Origin of the sequence: Vibrio sp. VGrn 2 (genome assembly GCF_009361695.1) — a bacterium.
GTDB classification, from domain to species: domain Bacteria; phylum Pseudomonadota; class Gammaproteobacteria; order Enterobacterales; family Vibrionaceae; genus Vibrio; species Vibrio diabolicus.
In genome coordinates this window covers 145,123-161,813 of record NZ_RBWD01000007.1, presented here as the reverse complement: position 1 = coordinate 161,813, position 16,691 = coordinate 145,123, and the positions used below count along the sequence as shown (strand labels likewise).

At 45.3% G+C, this 16,691-nt stretch carries 17 protein-coding genes; 9 read left to right on the top strand and 8 right to left on the bottom strand.

Annotation, left to right across the window (positions count from 1 at the left end; genetic code table 11):
- Positions 1-76 precede the first annotated feature (76 nt).
- Entirely contained in the window at positions 77-430 is a 354-nt protein-coding gene (locus D8S93_RS13680) for a DUF413 domain-containing protein (RefSeq protein WP_005392041.1), read from the top strand.
- A gap of 155 nt (positions 431-585) precedes the next feature.
- Here the strand turns inward: D8S93_RS13680 and D8S93_RS13675 are convergent, their stop codons facing one another.
- On the bottom strand, positions 586-837 hold the full coding sequence (locus tag D8S93_RS13675; RefSeq protein ID WP_005392042.1) for a DUF3081 domain-containing protein: 252 nt from the start codon (positions 835-837) through the stop codon (positions 586-588).
- A 374-nt stretch (positions 838-1,211) separates the two neighbouring features.
- On the opposite strand from D8S93_RS13675, the gene nagB reads away from it, so the two are divergent.
- Complete coding sequence (nagB, locus tag D8S93_RS13670) at positions 1,212-2,012, top strand: glucosamine-6-phosphate deaminase (protein ID WP_006740926.1); 801 nt, start codon at positions 1,212-1,214, stop codon at positions 2,010-2,012.
- A 91-nt stretch (positions 2,013-2,103) separates the two neighbouring features.
- On the opposite strand, the gene D8S93_RS13665 is transcribed toward nagB, so the two are convergent.
- The gene (locus D8S93_RS13665; protein WP_152813733.1) at positions 2,104-2,970 is read right to left on the bottom strand and encodes a glycerol kinase; all 867 of its coding nucleotides are present in this window, start codon (positions 2,968-2,970) and stop codon (positions 2,104-2,106) included.
- A gap of 157 nt (positions 2,971-3,127) precedes the next feature.
- Positions 3,128-4,354: a sodium/glutamate symporter gene (gltS, locus tag D8S93_RS13660; RefSeq protein WP_006740924.1), complete on the bottom strand. Its 1,227-nt coding sequence runs from the start codon at positions 4,352-4,354 to the stop codon at positions 3,128-3,130.
- A 415-nt stretch (positions 4,355-4,769) separates the two neighbouring features.
- Between gltS (D8S93_RS13660) and D8S93_RS13655 the strand changes: the two genes are divergently transcribed.
- The 3 genes from D8S93_RS13655 to D8S93_RS13645 are packed head-to-tail and all read left to right on the top strand — an operon-like array spanning position 4,770 to position 6,825.
- On the top strand, positions 4,770-5,141 hold the full coding sequence (locus D8S93_RS13655; RefSeq protein ID WP_005392046.1) for a GntR family transcriptional regulator: 372 nt from the start codon (positions 4,770-4,772) through the stop codon (positions 5,139-5,141).
- Positions 5,138-5,995, top strand: a complete 858-nt coding sequence (locus D8S93_RS13650; protein ID WP_152813731.1) for an ABC transporter ATP-binding protein — start codon at positions 5,138-5,140, stop codon at positions 5,993-5,995. Before D8S93_RS13655 ends, D8S93_RS13650 begins: the two co-directional genes overlap by 4 nt.
- Complete coding sequence (locus D8S93_RS13645; RefSeq protein ID WP_152813729.1) at positions 5,995-6,825, top strand: hypothetical protein; 831 nt, start codon at positions 5,995-5,997, stop codon at positions 6,823-6,825. Before D8S93_RS13650 ends, D8S93_RS13645 begins: the two co-directional genes overlap by 1 nt.
- A gap of 101 nt (positions 6,826-6,926) precedes the next feature.
- Here D8S93_RS13645 and gltS (D8S93_RS13640) read toward each other — a convergent pair whose 3' ends face one another.
- Entirely contained in the window at positions 6,927-8,162 is a 1,236-nt protein-coding gene (gene gltS / locus D8S93_RS13640; RefSeq protein WP_006740921.1) for a sodium/glutamate symporter, read from the bottom strand.
- Between the two features lie 865 nt (positions 8,163-9,027).
- On the opposite strand from gltS (D8S93_RS13640), the gene D8S93_RS13635 reads away from it, so the two are divergent.
- The 4 genes from D8S93_RS13635 (at position 9,028) to D8S93_RS13620 (ending at position 12,692) form a co-directional block, all read left to right on the top strand.
- Positions 9,028-9,819 carry a DUF4344 domain-containing metallopeptidase gene (locus D8S93_RS13635; protein ID WP_152813727.1) on the top strand — a complete coding sequence of 264 codons (792 nt, stop codon included), beginning with the start codon at positions 9,028-9,030 and terminating at the stop codon, positions 9,817-9,819.
- A gap of 27 nt (positions 9,820-9,846) precedes the next feature.
- Complete coding sequence (locus D8S93_RS13630; RefSeq protein WP_152813725.1) at positions 9,847-10,233, top strand: thiol-disulfide oxidoreductase DCC family protein; 387 nt, start codon at positions 9,847-9,849, stop codon at positions 10,231-10,233.
- Between the two features lie 180 nt (positions 10,234-10,413).
- Positions 10,414-12,075 (top strand): methyl-accepting chemotaxis protein, encoded by a 1,662-nt coding sequence (locus D8S93_RS13625; protein WP_005392065.1) that lies wholly within the window; start codon positions 10,414-10,416, stop codon positions 12,073-12,075.
- Between the two features lie 122 nt (positions 12,076-12,197).
- Complete coding sequence (locus tag D8S93_RS13620; protein ID WP_152813833.1) at positions 12,198-12,692, top strand: peptidylprolyl isomerase; 495 nt, start codon at positions 12,198-12,200, stop codon at positions 12,690-12,692.
- Between the two features lie 117 nt (positions 12,693-12,809).
- Here D8S93_RS13620 and D8S93_RS13615 read toward each other — a convergent pair whose 3' ends face one another.
- The 4 genes from D8S93_RS13615 to D8S93_RS13600 form a co-directional block, all read right to left on the bottom strand.
- The gene (locus tag D8S93_RS13615) at positions 12,810-13,445 is read right to left on the bottom strand and encodes a DUF2268 domain-containing putative Zn-dependent protease (RefSeq protein ID WP_152813723.1); all 636 of its coding nucleotides are present in this window, start codon (positions 13,443-13,445) and stop codon (positions 12,810-12,812) included.
- Positions 13,446-13,513: 68 nt separating this feature from the next.
- On the bottom strand, positions 13,514-14,308 hold the full coding sequence (locus D8S93_RS13610) for a LytR/AlgR family response regulator transcription factor (protein ID WP_152813721.1): 795 nt from the start codon (positions 14,306-14,308) through the stop codon (positions 13,514-13,516).
- 4 nt (positions 14,309-14,312) lie between these two features.
- Positions 14,313-15,341: a sensor histidine kinase gene (locus D8S93_RS13605; protein ID WP_152813719.1), complete on the bottom strand. Its 1,029-nt coding sequence runs from the start codon at positions 15,339-15,341 to the stop codon at positions 14,313-14,315.
- The gene (locus D8S93_RS13600) at positions 15,342-16,688 is read right to left on the bottom strand and encodes a hypothetical protein (protein ID WP_152813717.1); all 1,347 of its coding nucleotides are present in this window, start codon (positions 16,686-16,688) and stop codon (positions 15,342-15,344) included.
- Positions 16,689-16,691: the final 3 nt, after the last annotated feature.

Sequence of the window (16,691 nt, the reverse complement as noted above, 5' to 3'; positions counted from 1 at the left end):
TTCTTTTGTTAGCTTTACGCCTAATTTTCGCCGTAGTTCACTACATTCATCAATAACGGTTACAGAGGCTGTTGACATGTCTGACACTGAATTCCGTCATGGCAAAAAACGTTTTTACGACAACGTAAAATTCCCACGCGGCTTTGCAAAGTCTGGCGATTTTACTCTCTCGGAAGAGGAAATCCTAACAATTTATGGGGATACTATGCTTGGCTTAGAGTCAGGCGAATTAACACCTGAAAATAGCGAAGAGAAACACTTCATCAAGGTGCTAGAAAACCCAGGCAAAGCAAAAACAAAACTTGAGCGTACGTGGCTAAAGTACACCCAACTTGCTCGTGGTCGCAAGCGCTTCCACACGCTAAATGGTCGTAATAAGCCTGACGCGACAGAAGATTACATTGAAGAGAGTTTGGTCGAAGACGATTAATAACCAAATAAACTAATTCTCGCCTTTTTCTAGCAGTAGGCAGTAGGCGAAAGCTCGTTTGGTTTGACTGAGCGAGCAAAACAAGCTCATTTCTTCTCCTAAAGCCCAAGGGCGCGTTCTCCCAAGGGCTTTTTTAGTATTTAGTGCTGCTAGTCCTACTTTGCAAGCATCGCGATCTTTTTCAAAAAGCTCTCTTTCAAGTGCTCTTGGTCGTACTCCAATTGATAGGTATTGTGGAAGCCAACCTTTAGCTCAACACCATTCCCTCGTAAGAAAACGTTGTACCCGTCGTAATCGGAAAACGCTTCTACACCTTCATACATTTTGCCAAATTCGGTTGGTGTACCGTTGTTCATCACACATTCGTAAGCCTGTAGTACTTTGCTCGGATCTAACTCATTTTTCATACCGAATTCCTCACTGGTTTACACATTTCAATTATGGTTAAGGAATGAGCGTCGTGCCATGTCCATCCCATAATATTTGAAGTTCGTGTGCGGTTTCACACTCTGTAGGTTGTTAAAAAACAAGGTTAAGTGCGAAGACAGAACTTAATTTAGATCATAAATTTTATCTATCAATTCGTCAGTTTCATAATGCAATTTCTTTGTAAAAAATCGGCTTATAAAAGCATTTAGATATAAAAACAGTCGATAAAATCAACACTGGTTAAAGAAAAAGCAAAATTTTGACCTAAAACAATAGCAGTTCGTCATTACTTATTTTATAATGCGAATTAATGTTTCGGTACATCGTAAATTCCAATAACTAGGGGCACAAAATGAGACTTATCCCGTTAACTCGAGCAGCACAAGTAGGTAAGTGGGCAGCTGCGCATATCGCTAAGCGTATCAACGACTTTAAACCTACTGCTGAGCGTCCATTCGTTCTGGGTCTACCAACTGGTGGCACTCCTCTAGCAACCTACAAAGCCCTAATCGAGCTTTACCAAGCCGGCGAAGTGAGCTTCAAAAACGTCGTGACTTTCAACATGGATGAGTACATTGGCATCCCTGCAGATCACCCAGAGTCTTACCGCTCGTTCATGTACAACAACTTCTTTAATCACATTGATATCCAAGAAGAAAACATCAACCTACTGAACGGTAACACTGACGATCACGACGCAGAATGTAAGCGTTACGAAGATAAAATTAAGTCTTACGGCAAGATCAACCTGTTCATGGGCGGCGTGGGTAACGACGGTCACATCGCGTTCAACGAGCCAGCGTCATCTCTGTCTTCTCGTACTCGCATCAAGACACTGACTGAAGACACTCGCATTGCGAACTCTCGCTTCTTTGACGGCGATATCAACCAAGTGCCTAAATACGCACTGACTATCGGAGTGGGTACGCTGCTAGACGCAGAAGAAGTGATGATTCTGGTAACAGGTCATAACAAAGCTCAAGCACTTGAAGCAGCAGTAGAAGGTTGTGTAAACCACCTATGGACGGTTTCTGCACTTCAACTTCATCCTAAAGCAGTGATCGTATGTGACGAGCCAGCTCAACAAGAACTGAAAGTGAAGACAGTGAAGTACTTCTCGGAGCTAGAAGCGGAAAACATCAAAGGTTTTTAATCCATAGGATGACAGCCTAGATGCACGCTAAAAATACGAAACCCGTGATTGATCACGGGTTTTTTCTTATCTGAACAGCGGGCTTAAGTCGTTAATAAGCTTTAATACCAAACTGACGAAGACGCTTAGGCAGCACTTCATCTAACTTGTCTAGTTCACTCGGTTTGACTTCGATAAGGTTGAAATGATGCTGCTCATAAACAGTACGAATGGTCTCACGGTCAGCCTCAGCCATCTCCCCAGTATCACTTCCCCAAAACTGTAAATAGACTTTACCGCCTGGCAAATAAAAATCACTGGTGACATCTTGGTCAATCGGCAGTTGACGCTCATAAGCGTGCACCACACCAGCCAAGTACAGCCAGTTGTCGATGAGCAACTCCCCCTTAGAGCGCACGTAATGCCCATCTAATGTTCGGTGTTTGGCTTCAAACTTTTGGCGAAAGCTTGAGTACGATTTATCCGTGGAGTGTGACTCCGCATCTTGCCCTAAAAATTCAATGACAGACTGCTTAAGATGCTTATTACGCAGCACCACATCGTGCCATACGACAAAGGTATTTTGTGTCTCTTTATCGGTTCTTTGCTGGCCACCAGCGCGTATACCAGCTTCAGTGACACTCCAACCTTCTTCAGATTTGGCGATCCACCCCAACTCACTCAACAGTTGGTTCATGCGCTTCGCATTCAGTTTCAGCTTTTCACCCAGCTGCGTGGCGCTTAATGTTTTCCCTGAGCTGGAAGTCAGCTCAATATGTAAATTGGTCGGCCAGACGATGAACTGGCCAAATTTAGGGTGATCCACATACTCGCCGCCAAACTTGGCGCCTTCTTCCGTCAGAATCCATTTTTCGTCTTGGCGAACAATGTAGCCAGCACGTTTGAGATCGGCAAACAACAGCTTGGCTTCAACCTTGCGCATTTTCGCTAATGCCGACGTCGATATTTTTTCAGACATGTGGGTACCTCATGCTGCTGTAAAACTGAACACTATGTCATCATAGTAACGTATTGATTTCACGGCTTGAAGTCAGAGAAACAAGATTTCGTGTTACAAATAACAAAGCCAATCTCAAGGGACTGGCTTTGTTATGTTAAGCTGAAAGAAGCGGGGGCTATTTAATAAAAGCAATGCAGCCTTGCAAAATCACTAAGTTCACAATGTCGATGAAGAATGCACCGACAATTGGTACTACCATAAATGCTTGTGGTGATGGACCATAACGACTCACGATAGAGCCCATATTCATGACCGCAGTCGGTGTGGCACCTAAACCAAAACCACAATGTCCACTGGCGATCACCGCGGCATCGTAATTACTGCCCATCATGCGGAATGTTACGTAATAAGTGAACACCGCGAGTACGGCAGACTGAATAGCAAGAATAATAAGGAATGGGATCGCAAGATCAAAGATATTCCACAATTTCAAGCTCATCAGAGCCATGGCAAGGAACAGCGATAGCGAAACCGTACCAAGAATATCAACGGTTTCTAAATCAACCTTGCGCACCTTGGTCACTTCCATGATGTTGGTGATGACAACACCAATAAACAGCGCATAAACAAAATCTGGGATCATCAACCACTTGATGCCAAAACTGCTCACCCAACTCTCCAGATAGCTCGCGCCTGTCACGCAAAGCAAAATAATGGATAAGCTTTCTACAACTCTTTTCGCCGTGACACGATCTTCTTCATGTTCGTTATAGGTCACCAATTCAGGGAAACTCTGATGGCTTTGGTTGGTGCGTCCGTATTCCGATTCTAAGTTGTGCTTGTTGAGTAACTTTTGCGCGACAGGGCTGCCAATAATCCCGCCCATGACCAAGCCAAACGTAGCAGAAGCCATCGCCACTTCTAGGACATTGTGCAAACCATACATTTCTTGAAAAGTTTGCGACCACGCCGCACCAGTTCCATGTCCGCCAGAAAGCGTAATAGAGCCGGCGATCAACCCCATGAGTGGATCTAACCCCAATGCGGTTGCTAAGGATACGCCGACCGCATTTTGGATAAGAATGTAGACCGATGCCACAACAAGGAAGATGAAAACCTTCGCACCGCCTTTAATCAGTTGGGTGTAATTCGCAGCTAAGCCAACCGTCGCAAAAAACATCAGCATAAAGGTGTTTTGCAGTGGTAAATCAAATGATACATCCACACCATTTAAGTGCATCGTCGTGATCACGCAAGCCACAACTAGACCACCAACAATTGGCTCTGGGATATTGAATTTCTTTAAGGTTGGTAATTTGGTGTTAATGAACTGCCCTAAAAATAACACGCAAATTGCGACGAGAAACGACTCTTGTGGGCCGATAGATATTACCTGATTCATGAGACCTCTTTACTCTCCTCTTTCTCATTCATTGAGCAAGCGCTCAACGTGAGATAGGTGCCTAAGTCAATCAGATTGCCTCTCGAACCTTTTGTTTTCTAGGGTGTATTTGCCACAAATTCTCATCAAGTAAGAAATGGATGCACCCAAAATCCCACTGATTATCATTATATGAGAATACCAATACCAAGCTGGTGGTAAATACCTTGATTGGATTAGAAAAATAACACTTCTCAACTTATGAGAAGTGTCTAATTTATGTTCACAATAAAGTCTTCAAAATAGCTATCACATAGGTAGATATTTAGGGAAAGCGAAGGCTGGAACATACGCTTAATTTTAAATTATTACTTTCTCTCCGGCACACTAAGTGTTATACCTATATATAACACCATTTCAGCCAAGAGATTCACTCATGACCAATTGGCATGATCGCCAACCGATTTTTCGACAGTTGGCTGACCAGATCACTCAACAAATACTGCAAGGTATCTGGCAAGAAGGCGATGCTCTGCCCTCCGTTCGTAGCATCTCTGCGGATATGAAAATTAACCACCTCACCGTCATGAAAGGCTATCAATTGCTTGTTGATGAGGGGTTAGTGGAGAAAAAACGCGGTCAAGGTATGTTTGTCGCTTCAGGGGCAAAACTCAAATTGCTTGCAGACGAGAAGGCACGTTTTCTTCAACAACAAATTCCGCAGATAGCCGACACAATACAGCGTCTGGATATGTCACTCGACGAATTCATTCAACAACTAAAACCACACTTGAAAGGTGACCAATGAGCGCATTAGTCAGTGTAAACAACGTCTCCAAGCAATATCAGCAACAAGGAGAAGCACTGCATGAAGTGAGTTTCGACCTACATGCAGGACAAGTACTTGGCTTACTCGGCCATAATGGCGCAGGTAAATCAACGCTTATTAATACCCTACTCGGCGCACATGAATATCAAGGCACTGTTCGTATCAACGGATTTGAACCCATTATGCAACGCGACAAAATAATGCGGAGCTTATCCTACATCTCGGATGTGAACGTTCTGCCAGATTGGATGACTGTCGCTCAACTGCTTAACTATACCGAAGGCGTGCATCCAGGGTTCAATCGCGCTCAAGCAGATACGCTGCTTCGTCAAACGGACATCAAACCTCGTGCGCGCATCAAATCTTTATCCAAAGGGATGAAGGTGCAATTGCACCTCGCGATTGTAATCGCGACTAACACCCAAATCCTCATATTGGATGAGCCGACACTCGGGTTAGATCTCGTGTATCGTGATACGTTTTATCGTCACTTATTGGAATGGTTTCACGACGGCGAGCGCGTGTTGATCATCGCCAGTCATGAAGTATCAGAGATTGAGCACTTACTGACTGATGTGCTGATTCTCAAGCATGGCCGCCCTGTACTACAAACCTCGATGGACAGTATCAGTGAAGACTACTTCATCCTTGAGGCCAGCGACGAATACCGCACACAAATTGAAGCGATGAACCCACTGTCGTCACAAAAAGGGCTCGGTTCAACGAAATGGTTACTCACTGCCCAGTATGCCCAACAAGCAGAAACAATGGGGGCCATCCATGGGGTGAAGTTAGCGGATCTATTTTTAGCATTGCAGAAGGAGGCAGCGTAATGCGTTCAGTTGTCGCGATGTTGCAAAAAGAGTGGTTAGAAAACCCTCTTGTTTTACGTATTCCACTGTTTGTGTTGGCGTGTGGAGTTATTCTCTTTGTCAGTTTAATGAGTAACGACACTCTACAACACAATATGTTTTTCCAAATGAGCTTTGGTGGCGATGTCAGTGACATTCATAAAGAGCTTGGTGATGACGTCAATATGTTGATTACCGGAGGAGCAGGACTGCTGTCTATCTTGTTAGCCGTTCAATACTTCCCAAGAACGCTACGCAAAGAGCGTGCGGAGGGCAGTATTATGTTTTGGCGTAGTATGCCGGTCAGCGATATAAAAACTCACTTAGTGAAGCTAGGGTTTGGCTTATTGGTGATTCCGCTCGTTTGCTCGGCGCTTGTGCTCGCAGCAGATTTGATGCTGTGGTTGCTGAACATCTCTACCGATCACCAATTGGCTTTATTGTACCGCCAAGCCTCGTTAGGTTACGTGCTGCTGCATTGGGGAGAGTTTTTAATCAGAATGTTGTTCGCCGGTATTCTACTGTTACCGTTGGCATTAACCGCAATGGCTATTTCTCAGAAAGTGAATTCACCACTGGTCATTTTGTTTATCGCCATTTATGCGCTGCGCTGGATGCCAATCGCACTATTTGGCTATTACGGCCTAGATCAGTTCTTCTCCGAAGTGCTTTACCTTCCACTGCACGCCATTGTTGCACCAAGCCCATTTAATGCAATTCCTCAAGCGGGTTGGTTAAACGTTGGCATTTACGCTTTCATCGGCGTTCTTGGTTGGACAGCTAGTATCAAGTTCAGCCGAACCATTCAATAATCCGTCGTTCGATAAACGGCCAAAATCGAGCCATAAAAAAACGGTCACAACCTGTGTTGTGACCGTTTTTATTTCGACCTTAGGAGATCATGAACTTAAATTTAACCAAGGAATGAAATGTAACCTTGTAAAATGATTAAGTTAACGATGTCGATAAAGAAAGCCCCCACAATTGGCACCACCATAAATGCCTGCGGCGACGGGCCAAATCGGTTAACGATAGAGCCCATGTTCATCACAGCTGTTGGGGTTGCCCCCAAGCCAAAACCACAGTGACCACCCGCAATAACCGCAGCGTCATAGTTGCGTCCCATCACTTTGAACGTGACGTAGTAAGTGAAGATAGCTAAGACCACAGACTGCACAGCCAAAATGACCAAGAATGGAATCGCTAAGTCAAAGATATTCCATAACTTCAAGCTCATTAATGCCATCGCCAAGAACAATGACAAAGAAACGGTACCGAGCATATCGACGGTTTCTGCGTCTAACTTACGAAGCTTGGTCACCTCTAAGAAGTTCGTGATGATCACACCAATGAACAGCGCATATACAAAGTCTGGAATCATCAACCATGAGATTTCATACGTGCTAACCCATTGCTCAACATACTTCGCCCCCGTAACACAGATCAGTAGGAAGAAGAGTTTCTCCACCACTTTTTTCGCCGTTACTTTATCTTCTTCGTATTCGTTGTAGGTCACCAACTCAGGGAATTTTTCGTGAGTTTTGGCATCCCGACCACCACGACCATACTCCGATTCAATGCTGTTTTTTTCTACGAGGCGCTGTGCCACTGGGCTACCAATGATACCGCCGATGATCAAACCAAAAGTGGCTGATGCCATCGCAATTTCCAAAACGTTATCCAATCCATACACGTCTTGGAAGGTTTGTGACCACGCAGCACCTGTACCATGGCCACCAGACAGAGTAATCGAGCCAGCAATTAACCCCATCAAAGGATCTAAACCGAGCGCCGCCGCGAGTGAAACGCCAACGCCGTTTTGTATGATGATGTAAAACGATGCGACAGCTAAGAAGATAAAAACCTTCGCACCTCCTTTCATCAACTGAGTGTAATTTGCGGCCAAACCAACCGTCGCAAAAAACATTAACATAAACGTATTTTGTAACGGCAAATCGAACTCCAAGTCGATGCCGTTGAAATGAAGAGCAGTAATCATGCAGGCCACAATAAGGCCACCTACAATCGGCTCAGGTATGTTGAACTTCTTTAAAATCGGTAGCTTAGCATTAATAAAATGCCCCAGGAAAAGCACACTGATTGCGACCAAGAAGGACTCCAGTGCACCTACAGATATTAAATGATTCATATCGCCTCTTATTATTGTTCTCTTCATCCTCCGTAATGATCGAGTGTTAATTTAACCTTCATTCAATAGCAAATGTTCTCGCTTTACTGTTTCGAAAATACTCAAAAGTTGGTGTAGATGCGCCTTAGGCTAGTTTAAGGGACGCTCCTTTAGCGATGTGTCAGTTTTCCGCTGTTAGCAAGCCCTTAAATGTGAAAGGAGCCGATATAGCTCCTTCAAATGCCCCCTCGCAATACCTGTGCGTGACTGCTTGGGGTATAGTGTTGTGAGTAAATTCTGGGTGACACTTTCTGAACCACATTGGGCTCCCTTACTTAAACAGAATGTGTCAATTACTATCAAACAAAGTTCCTTCCCGTTGTAACCTCTAAACGCCGAGATCGCGTTCAAAACAATTGGGTTTGCTTGTTCCTGTCGTAGTTTTTTAACTCTGGCTCATGGTGTGTAAACGAGCCGAATCCAAGGAAACTCTCAAGCTGCAACAAACGTTTTCTTCACAACGGAGCCGGATTATAACATATTGCTGATAATTTTCTTCAATTCAGTGACATTCACCAATCCCATGGTTTCATTCCATAATGATTAACTGCTGAATAGCATTTTTACAGACAAAAGAGCAAAGCCAATTCAACTTGGCCTCACCAAAAAATAAACCTTAAAAGCCAATCACTTATCTATCATCTCCTGAATAAAACGTGTTTTGATAGGCTTTCTGGAGGGCCCAGCAACCAAAATGTACGGTGTTGTCATGGTAGTCTTTCGAGGCTAACTACCCGATTCTGGGTGATAAAAACAATCCCAATTATGCATCACACAAAAACATGTATAATTTTTATGTAAGTTATTCAAATAACAAGAGCCCTACATGAAAATTCATTCGCTTTTCCCTGTGCTATTACTCTGTGCCATCTCATCTGCCACTGCAGCGGAAAATATCCGTATTGAATATTCTTCCGTGGAAACAACCCATGAAAAAATCGCCCTGCAATCTATCCAAAACAGCAATGTAAACCCAATTTTTCTTGAGCTATCTCAGATCCACTTTCCATTTCGCAAACCACTCACACTGGTTTACGGCGGAGAAGATGGCCCAATGTACGATCCCGATACGCACACGATACACATTCCCTACACTTTTTATTTGGAATCATTCAATTACTTCTCCAATAACCAGTATGAAGAACGCCTTGGAAAATCCCCAAAAACAGGGGCGTTAGATACGTTATTACACACCTTGCTGCATGAAGCCGGGCATGCTTACATCGAAGATCAAAACATCCCTGTTCTCGGAAAAGAAGATGCCGTCGATAATTTTGCCACGATCTTAATGATTGACTTCCTAGAAGATGGCGCAGAGATGGCCATTAGCGCCGCCGACATGTTCGCATTTGAGTCCGATGACAGACCGGACTACTACGACTTCGGTGAGTACATTGATGAGCACAGTTTTGATTTGCAACGCTACTTCTCTACCTTATGTTTGGTGTACGGCAGTGATCCGGAACAGTACAAGTCGCTTCTCGATGAAGTTGAAAAAGACTACCTACGAGATCGCAAAGACTTTTGCCAATACAACTACGAGAACATACGCGCGAATTGGAACCACTACCTGCAACATAATGAACCAAAAGAAAAATCGCCACGTAGAACTCAGTAAGACAAATCAAATAACAAGACGATCGCAATGACAAAACTCACCATATTTTATGACGGAACTTGCCCACTGTGCGCCAAAGAAATGCACGCACTTAAGCAACGAGATGTAAAACAAGCGATAAAAATCGTCGATATATACAGCGATGACTTTTCTGATTACCCACAGATAGACGCGCAAAAAGCCAACACGATTTTGCATGCGCTGAATGACAACAATGAACTGATACTTGGTCTTGATGTGACTCACCGAGCATGGCAGTTGGTCGGTCGAGGTTGGCTATATGCACCACTACGTTGGCCATTACTCAAACCAATTGCCGACTGGCTTTACCTACGCTTTGCCAACAATAGGTATCGTGTCTCATACTGGCTTACTGGTAGCTCCCGCTGCAACTCGGGCCAATGCTCTCGCTAATTGTGATCCTGCTTAAAAATGTGAGTCTCTCTCGTCCACGATCACCAACTTCCTGTACTTCTCACCCGCCAACTCGGTTAATCTGCAATCAGTACAAAAATAATTATTAACACTTTTATTTGGTAAAGCTATTGAAGTTTACCAATTTGTAACGCTGCGCCGAGACGTAAGGAAGTACCTATGAATCTAACGATAAGAAAGCGACTTTATATTCTTTCCATCATTCCCGTGTTAACGATTGCTTTGGGTATGATGTGGTTTACCTACCTCCAAACCAGTACCTACAACCAACAACAAATCAATCATACGCACACGACGATGATGGCGATGAAGAAAGCGGAACTGAAAAACTATGTGCAGATGGCTCATTCCGCACTCAAACCGTTATTGGATCGTAATGCCTCATTGCAAGAAGCCATTCCAGTGCTCAAAGAGCTAGAGTTCGGCCAATCAGGTTATATTTTTGCGTACGACTCAAAAGGCGTGCGTGTTGTTGTCGGAAAAAACAATAAAGGGGTTGGAGAAAACTTCTATAACCTGCAAGACAAAAAAGGCAACTACCTGATCCAAGACCTGTTGAAAAACGCCAAAACGGGTGACTTCACAACCTACTACTTCCCTAAGTTAGGGCAAACCGAAGCATTACCTAAACTCAGCTACTCCATGTTCATTCCCAAGTGGGATATTATGATTGGCACAGGTTTTTATACTGATGATATCGATGCGATCATTACAGAGATGGAAAACACAGCAAACGATGAGCTAAACAATACCTTAGCCGCTATTGCTATGTTTTGTGTCTCTATTGCCGTTGTCGTGGCCATTTTTGCCGTACTCGTCAACCGTAGCATTATGCGCCCTATCGAACAGTTTGACAGCTCAATCCAATCTTTCGCGCAAGGTGACGCCGACTTAACCGCGCGTATGGAAGAATCTAGCGTGCCAGAATTTAAGCAGCTCGCGCATAACTTCAATATCTTCGTTGAAAGCTTGCAAGGAATTATTAAGAGCGTCAGCCATGTCGGACAAGAGGTAGTATCAGAAACTAACAACATGTCTCAACGCGCCTCACAAGTGGATGAATTGGCTTCTGGTCAACGTGAGGAAACGGAACAAGTCGCGACTGCAATGACAGAAATGACGGCCACCGCTCACGAGATCTCTGGCAACGCAAACCAAGCCGCCGATTCCGCTAAAAACGCCGATGACAACGCACAACAAGCGAAGCACATCGTAGACTCCGCCGCTAACTCCGTTGAAGCGCTAGCGAATGAGGTCTCTGAAGCAAGCACTGTAATTTCACGTCTAGAGAGTGACGTGCAGAACATCTCATCCTCACTTGAAGTCATCCAAGATATTGCTGAACAAACCAACTTGCTTGCGCTAAATGCTGCCATTGAAGCAGCACGAGCGGGCGACCAAGGACGCGGATTCGCAGTTGTCGCGGATGAAGTGCGTAAGCTTGCAAGCCGCACTCAGGACAGCACAGGTGACATTCACAAGATGATCGATCAACTTAAAGCAGGATCGGATGCCGCGGTAAAAGCGATGGAATCTAGCCAAGCACGTGGCGAAGCGACAGTAGAAGAAGCACGTGCTGCATCGGTTGCGCTGCAAGATATTCAAGCAGCGATTGCGAATATCATGGACATGAACACGCTGATCGCTACCGCGACCGAAGAGCAAAGCCAAGTTGGACAAGAGATTTCACAACGCATCGAAGTCATTTCTCAGCAAAGTAGTCAATCGGCGCACCTTGCCAATCAAAATCGCTCGGGCAGCCAAAACCTCAATCACAAAGCCAACGAGCTTTACGACTTGGTGGGACGCTTCACGGTTTAACTTCCTTAACCATACTTAATAGTAGAAACAGCGACGCCTTAACGTCGCTGTTTTTATTTCTGCTATCCTCAAGCAACTTAGCTATAATGCCGCCAACTAAGCACCCACAAGGGCAAAACCAGATGATTACCATGACCACCAATTTCGGTGACATCGAAATTGAACTGAATCTAGAACGAGCGCCAGTTAGCTCAAAGAACTTCAAAAAATACTGTGAAGATGGCTTTTACGACGGCACCATTTTCCACCGCGTTATCGACGGCTTTATGATCCAAGGTGGCGGTCACACCGAAGACATGGCAGAAAAGCCAACGCGCGCCCAAATCGCAAACGAAGCAAACCGTGGTCTAAAGAACCTTGTTGGCACTATCGCAATGGCGCGTACCGATGCACCGCACTCTGCAACGGCACAGTTCTTCATTAACTTGGAAGACAACGATTTCCTAGACCATACCGCAACCACCAACCTAGGCTGGGGCTACGCGGTGTTTGGCAAAGTGACTGCGGGTATGGATGTCGTAAATCGCATCGCGAAAGTGAAAACGACCTCTAAGCTTGGTCACGATGATGTACCATGCGATCCAATCATTATTGAGAAAGTGACAATCAGCGAATAAGCCCATTTGCCTCTTGGTAGAAATCGTCGCTACAAAACGAAAAAAGCGCCTAATGTCTTATGACTTAAGCGCTTTTTGTTTTTATGACTCAGCCTATTAGTTTAGCTTGTGCCGGAGTTATTGATAGAAAAGCTCGGCTTTTGCTCCGGCTAAATCAAGCTCAGAGCCTTGAAAATCAGCCAGATATTCAGCAACAAGGTTGTACCCAACCCAATACCCCATGTATTTCGGCCAGCGGCTTTCATCGCTACCAAGAAAGTAAGCGTCGAAGTTGTAATCTAAGCTGGTCAACTTGTCTTTCATCTCAGCATAGAAAGGGCGCCAATCTTGATCTTTGATTTTCTCAAACAAGCTCGGAGTGACGCCACCATTTACCTTGCGTTCGAAATGACAAGCTAACCCTTCCATAATCAGTACATCACCAAGCGCAGCGCCATTCTCTCCCGCTCGCATACGGAACAGGTGATGCAACTCATGCGCTAACACCGCAGCCAGTTCTTTCTCAATAACGTTTTTAATATCAGCACGTTGAGTATCAAGCAGAATCTCTACACGATAGGCGCTTAAGCAATAGCCACCAATCCCCGTCTGCGGTACGTCATTGCGATCAAACGGGCTAACGGTCAGGTCGATGTTACTGAGATCAAAGTAACTAGAAAGTTGTGAGCTCAGATCATCAAGTTTCTGATGCAAATACTCAGAGATTGGAGACAACTCTCCCGTCGCATTTAACAGGGTTACGCGATAACTCATTTATCTTCCTTGATAATGTGGGTTAAGAGTATCGAGTTTACAGTGTAAAGAGTGAGCAGTTCTAGCGATTACATCCCTTTGAACAAACTTTGAGATGCACGGCTCACCGGGAGCTTGTTCTCTCCAACGTGCACAAACATTCTTCCGGCAAAGTCTTTGTTTACTTTGCTAATTTTGCACACTTGCACCACGCTTGAACGGTGCACTTGCCAGAACTGTTCTGGGTTAAGCTGCCCTATCAACTCTTTCAACGAGGTGCGAATCAAATACTCCTGCACTTTGCCTTGTCCTTGTTGGGCATACACAGAAACGTATTTTTCTTCCGCTTTGAAATACAACACATCAGACGTGGCGATCAGATGAATATCTTCCCCTTGCGTCGCTTTAATCCACTGTAAATACTGCGGCGTTTGTGGCGCGGATAATTGCTGCAACTGCTCTAACAGGCTGCTCATCTGCACATTACTGCTGCTTTCTTGCTCTCGCTTAGCAAGGCGTGCTTTCACTCTTTCACACGTCGTCAGGAGGCGCTCATCCGAGATAGGCTTAAGCAAATAATCGGCAGCATTTTGCTCAAAAGCTTTGATGGCGTAATCATCGTACGCGGTGACAAACACAATCAAAGGTGGATTGGCGAGTTGATTGAGCTTTTGTGCTAATGTCATGCCATCCAAAACTGGCATACGAATATCAAGAAACGCAATGTCAGGTTGGTTTTGCTCAATGGCTTGCAACGCTTGTTCACCATCTGCGACTTTGGCTATCACCTCTAGCTCTGGCCACACTTCAGCTAGGCTTTTATCAAGATGACGCCTCAATAGCGGTTCATCATCAGCAATAATGGCAGTAAACCCTGTATTCATTCCACTATTCCTTGCTTGTCATTGGCCAACTCAAACGGACACTCACGCCACCTTCAACTGGTTCACTGATCGACACTTGTCCTTCGCCTGCAAACAACGCATCGACGCGTTGTTTCAGGTTACTCAGCCCTACCCCTGAACCACAATGCTTGCTGACATGATTCAAGCCAACACCTGAGTCTCTGACTTCAATCTGCAAGTTCTGTTGTTCGCGCTTAATGAGTAAGCTGACTTCGCCGCCCTCTCGCTTCGGCTCAATACCATGGATGATGGCGTTTTCGATTAAGGGTTGAAGCATCATCGGCGGTAACTCGGTTCTACCTAGCCCCTCTTCTACCTCAATCTTGTAACTGAGTCGGTCACCTAAACGGGTTTGCTGGATGCCTAAGTAAGCCTCAAGTAACGCCGTTTCATTGTCTATGGTGGTGTGCTCTTCACGTGAGCTTTTGAGCGTTGCACGCAGCAGCGCGGTTAACTGTTCTAGCATCAGCTTGGCTTTATCAACATCTTGCGACATGAGCGCACTGATATTTGCCAAGGTATTGAATAAGAAATGCGGCTCAATCTGGCTTTGCATCTGCTTAAGCTGACTCAGCAACAGCGCACGATCTTGCTCTGCTTTCTCGCGTTTGATGGCTTCCAACTCTCGTTGAGCGATTGCATGTTGCTCGCGTGAGTAGAAATAGAAAAAGCACATGGCACTGAATAACAACCCCATGAGTCCAACCGATAGCATACCTGAGATGCCGAAATATTCTCCGAGCCAAAACTGGGCGTTTACCACACCGAACAATAAGCAAGCCGTCAGCGAGATAGCCACTTCCGCCAAACGAGGAATGGTAGGAAACAGGCGGTCGACAAGCCATGAGAAGAAGATAGCCGAATAGCCAAATCCAAAGCTCACCATAACATGAACGTAGAATGAGCCCCCCCAAACAGAAAGCGTCATTGCTGCGATAAAGAGACAAAATGCCGTGGTCACTAATAAGCTACGCGACCATCCACTTTTCACCACTGATTTTGCTGAACACATTTAGAATTTCCCTTTGATGTTAAAAACAATCATATGCTTATCATTGATTTGTGCGTAAGCAGATTGGTCGTCTCCGGTTAAAAAGCGTGCGGCAACTTCCACTTCTACACTTTGATCGCCAGTATCAATCCATTGGTAGTTAAGCCACTGCGTGACAATCACACCGCCATCTTGCGGCGCCAACATCACATCCAACGTAGGGGTTACATCACTTAGCCAGCCCATATCCGCTTTACCGTTCCATGCAGCCCACGCTTCCACATCCCAACTCCAGTGCAGCATTACGTTATGCTGAACGATATTGGCATGCTGAAACCCTTGGGCGTAGCTTGTCGCAAGTAGAGCGCTGCTAGCCAACAGAGAGTTGTTAGGTTCAGGGATCTGAGAGAGTAATTCGCCACGCTCTATTGCTTGCTGCCATTCGCTTTTCGACCATGCTCGGCTGTCGTACCAATATTCAGCAATCACGTTGTGTCCGGCTTGGTTTGCCCAGTTCACCCCAACTAAAGCTTGGAATGCGCTTCCCTGCTCCTCAGCTGAAACGGGTTGGTAAAGATCATCCTGCTGAAACTGATAGCCGACACTTTGCTTTTGCCACAGCATGGAACCGTGCATGGCGATGGATTCATCCCACACGGCAATGGCACTGGCGCCAAGCAAACCTCGGCGCACATCATCGTAATAACCAATAAGTTGATACTCGGTGTCACCCACCAGCGCATAACGACGAATACCAATACCTTGTTGCTCTGCGGCTTGATCAAGTGCACTTTGGTCTTGTTGCCCCCAGCTTGAATCCGTCGCAATGACGGTCCACTCGCCTGCCATATCATAGTGTGAAAGTGAAAACACACCCGCGCCCTCTTCTGCGACTAAGCCAACCGGATTTTGTCGATAAGGCTTAAACAGATCCAAAGGTCGGTAGCCATAACCCACGCCCCAATCCACGCGCAACTTACCCAAACTCACATCAAGAGTGGTGTCACCGACTTGCCACTCTCCTAGCCAAGCCAGCTCTCGAATCAGCAGTTGGTTATCAGCTTCACTCCACCAGTCACTCTCTCCTTGTTGATTGAGGTACAAACCTTGGCTGTACAGAGCGAACAAGCCACTGAAGTTTTGATAGTTCACTTGCACATCCAACAGTGCATTAAGTGAATCACGAGAACTGCCCTGCGCCTGCATAAATGCGCTGTCACGCTGCTTGGCAGTTTCGTAACTGACAGCCCAATCCCACTCAAAACTCAGTTCGTCATTGGCAAAAGCAGGGGCTGACGCGCCCACACACAATGAGGCAGCAATCAACAAACTGGTGCTTTTGTTAAGGTTAGACTGGTGCGATTTCATGTA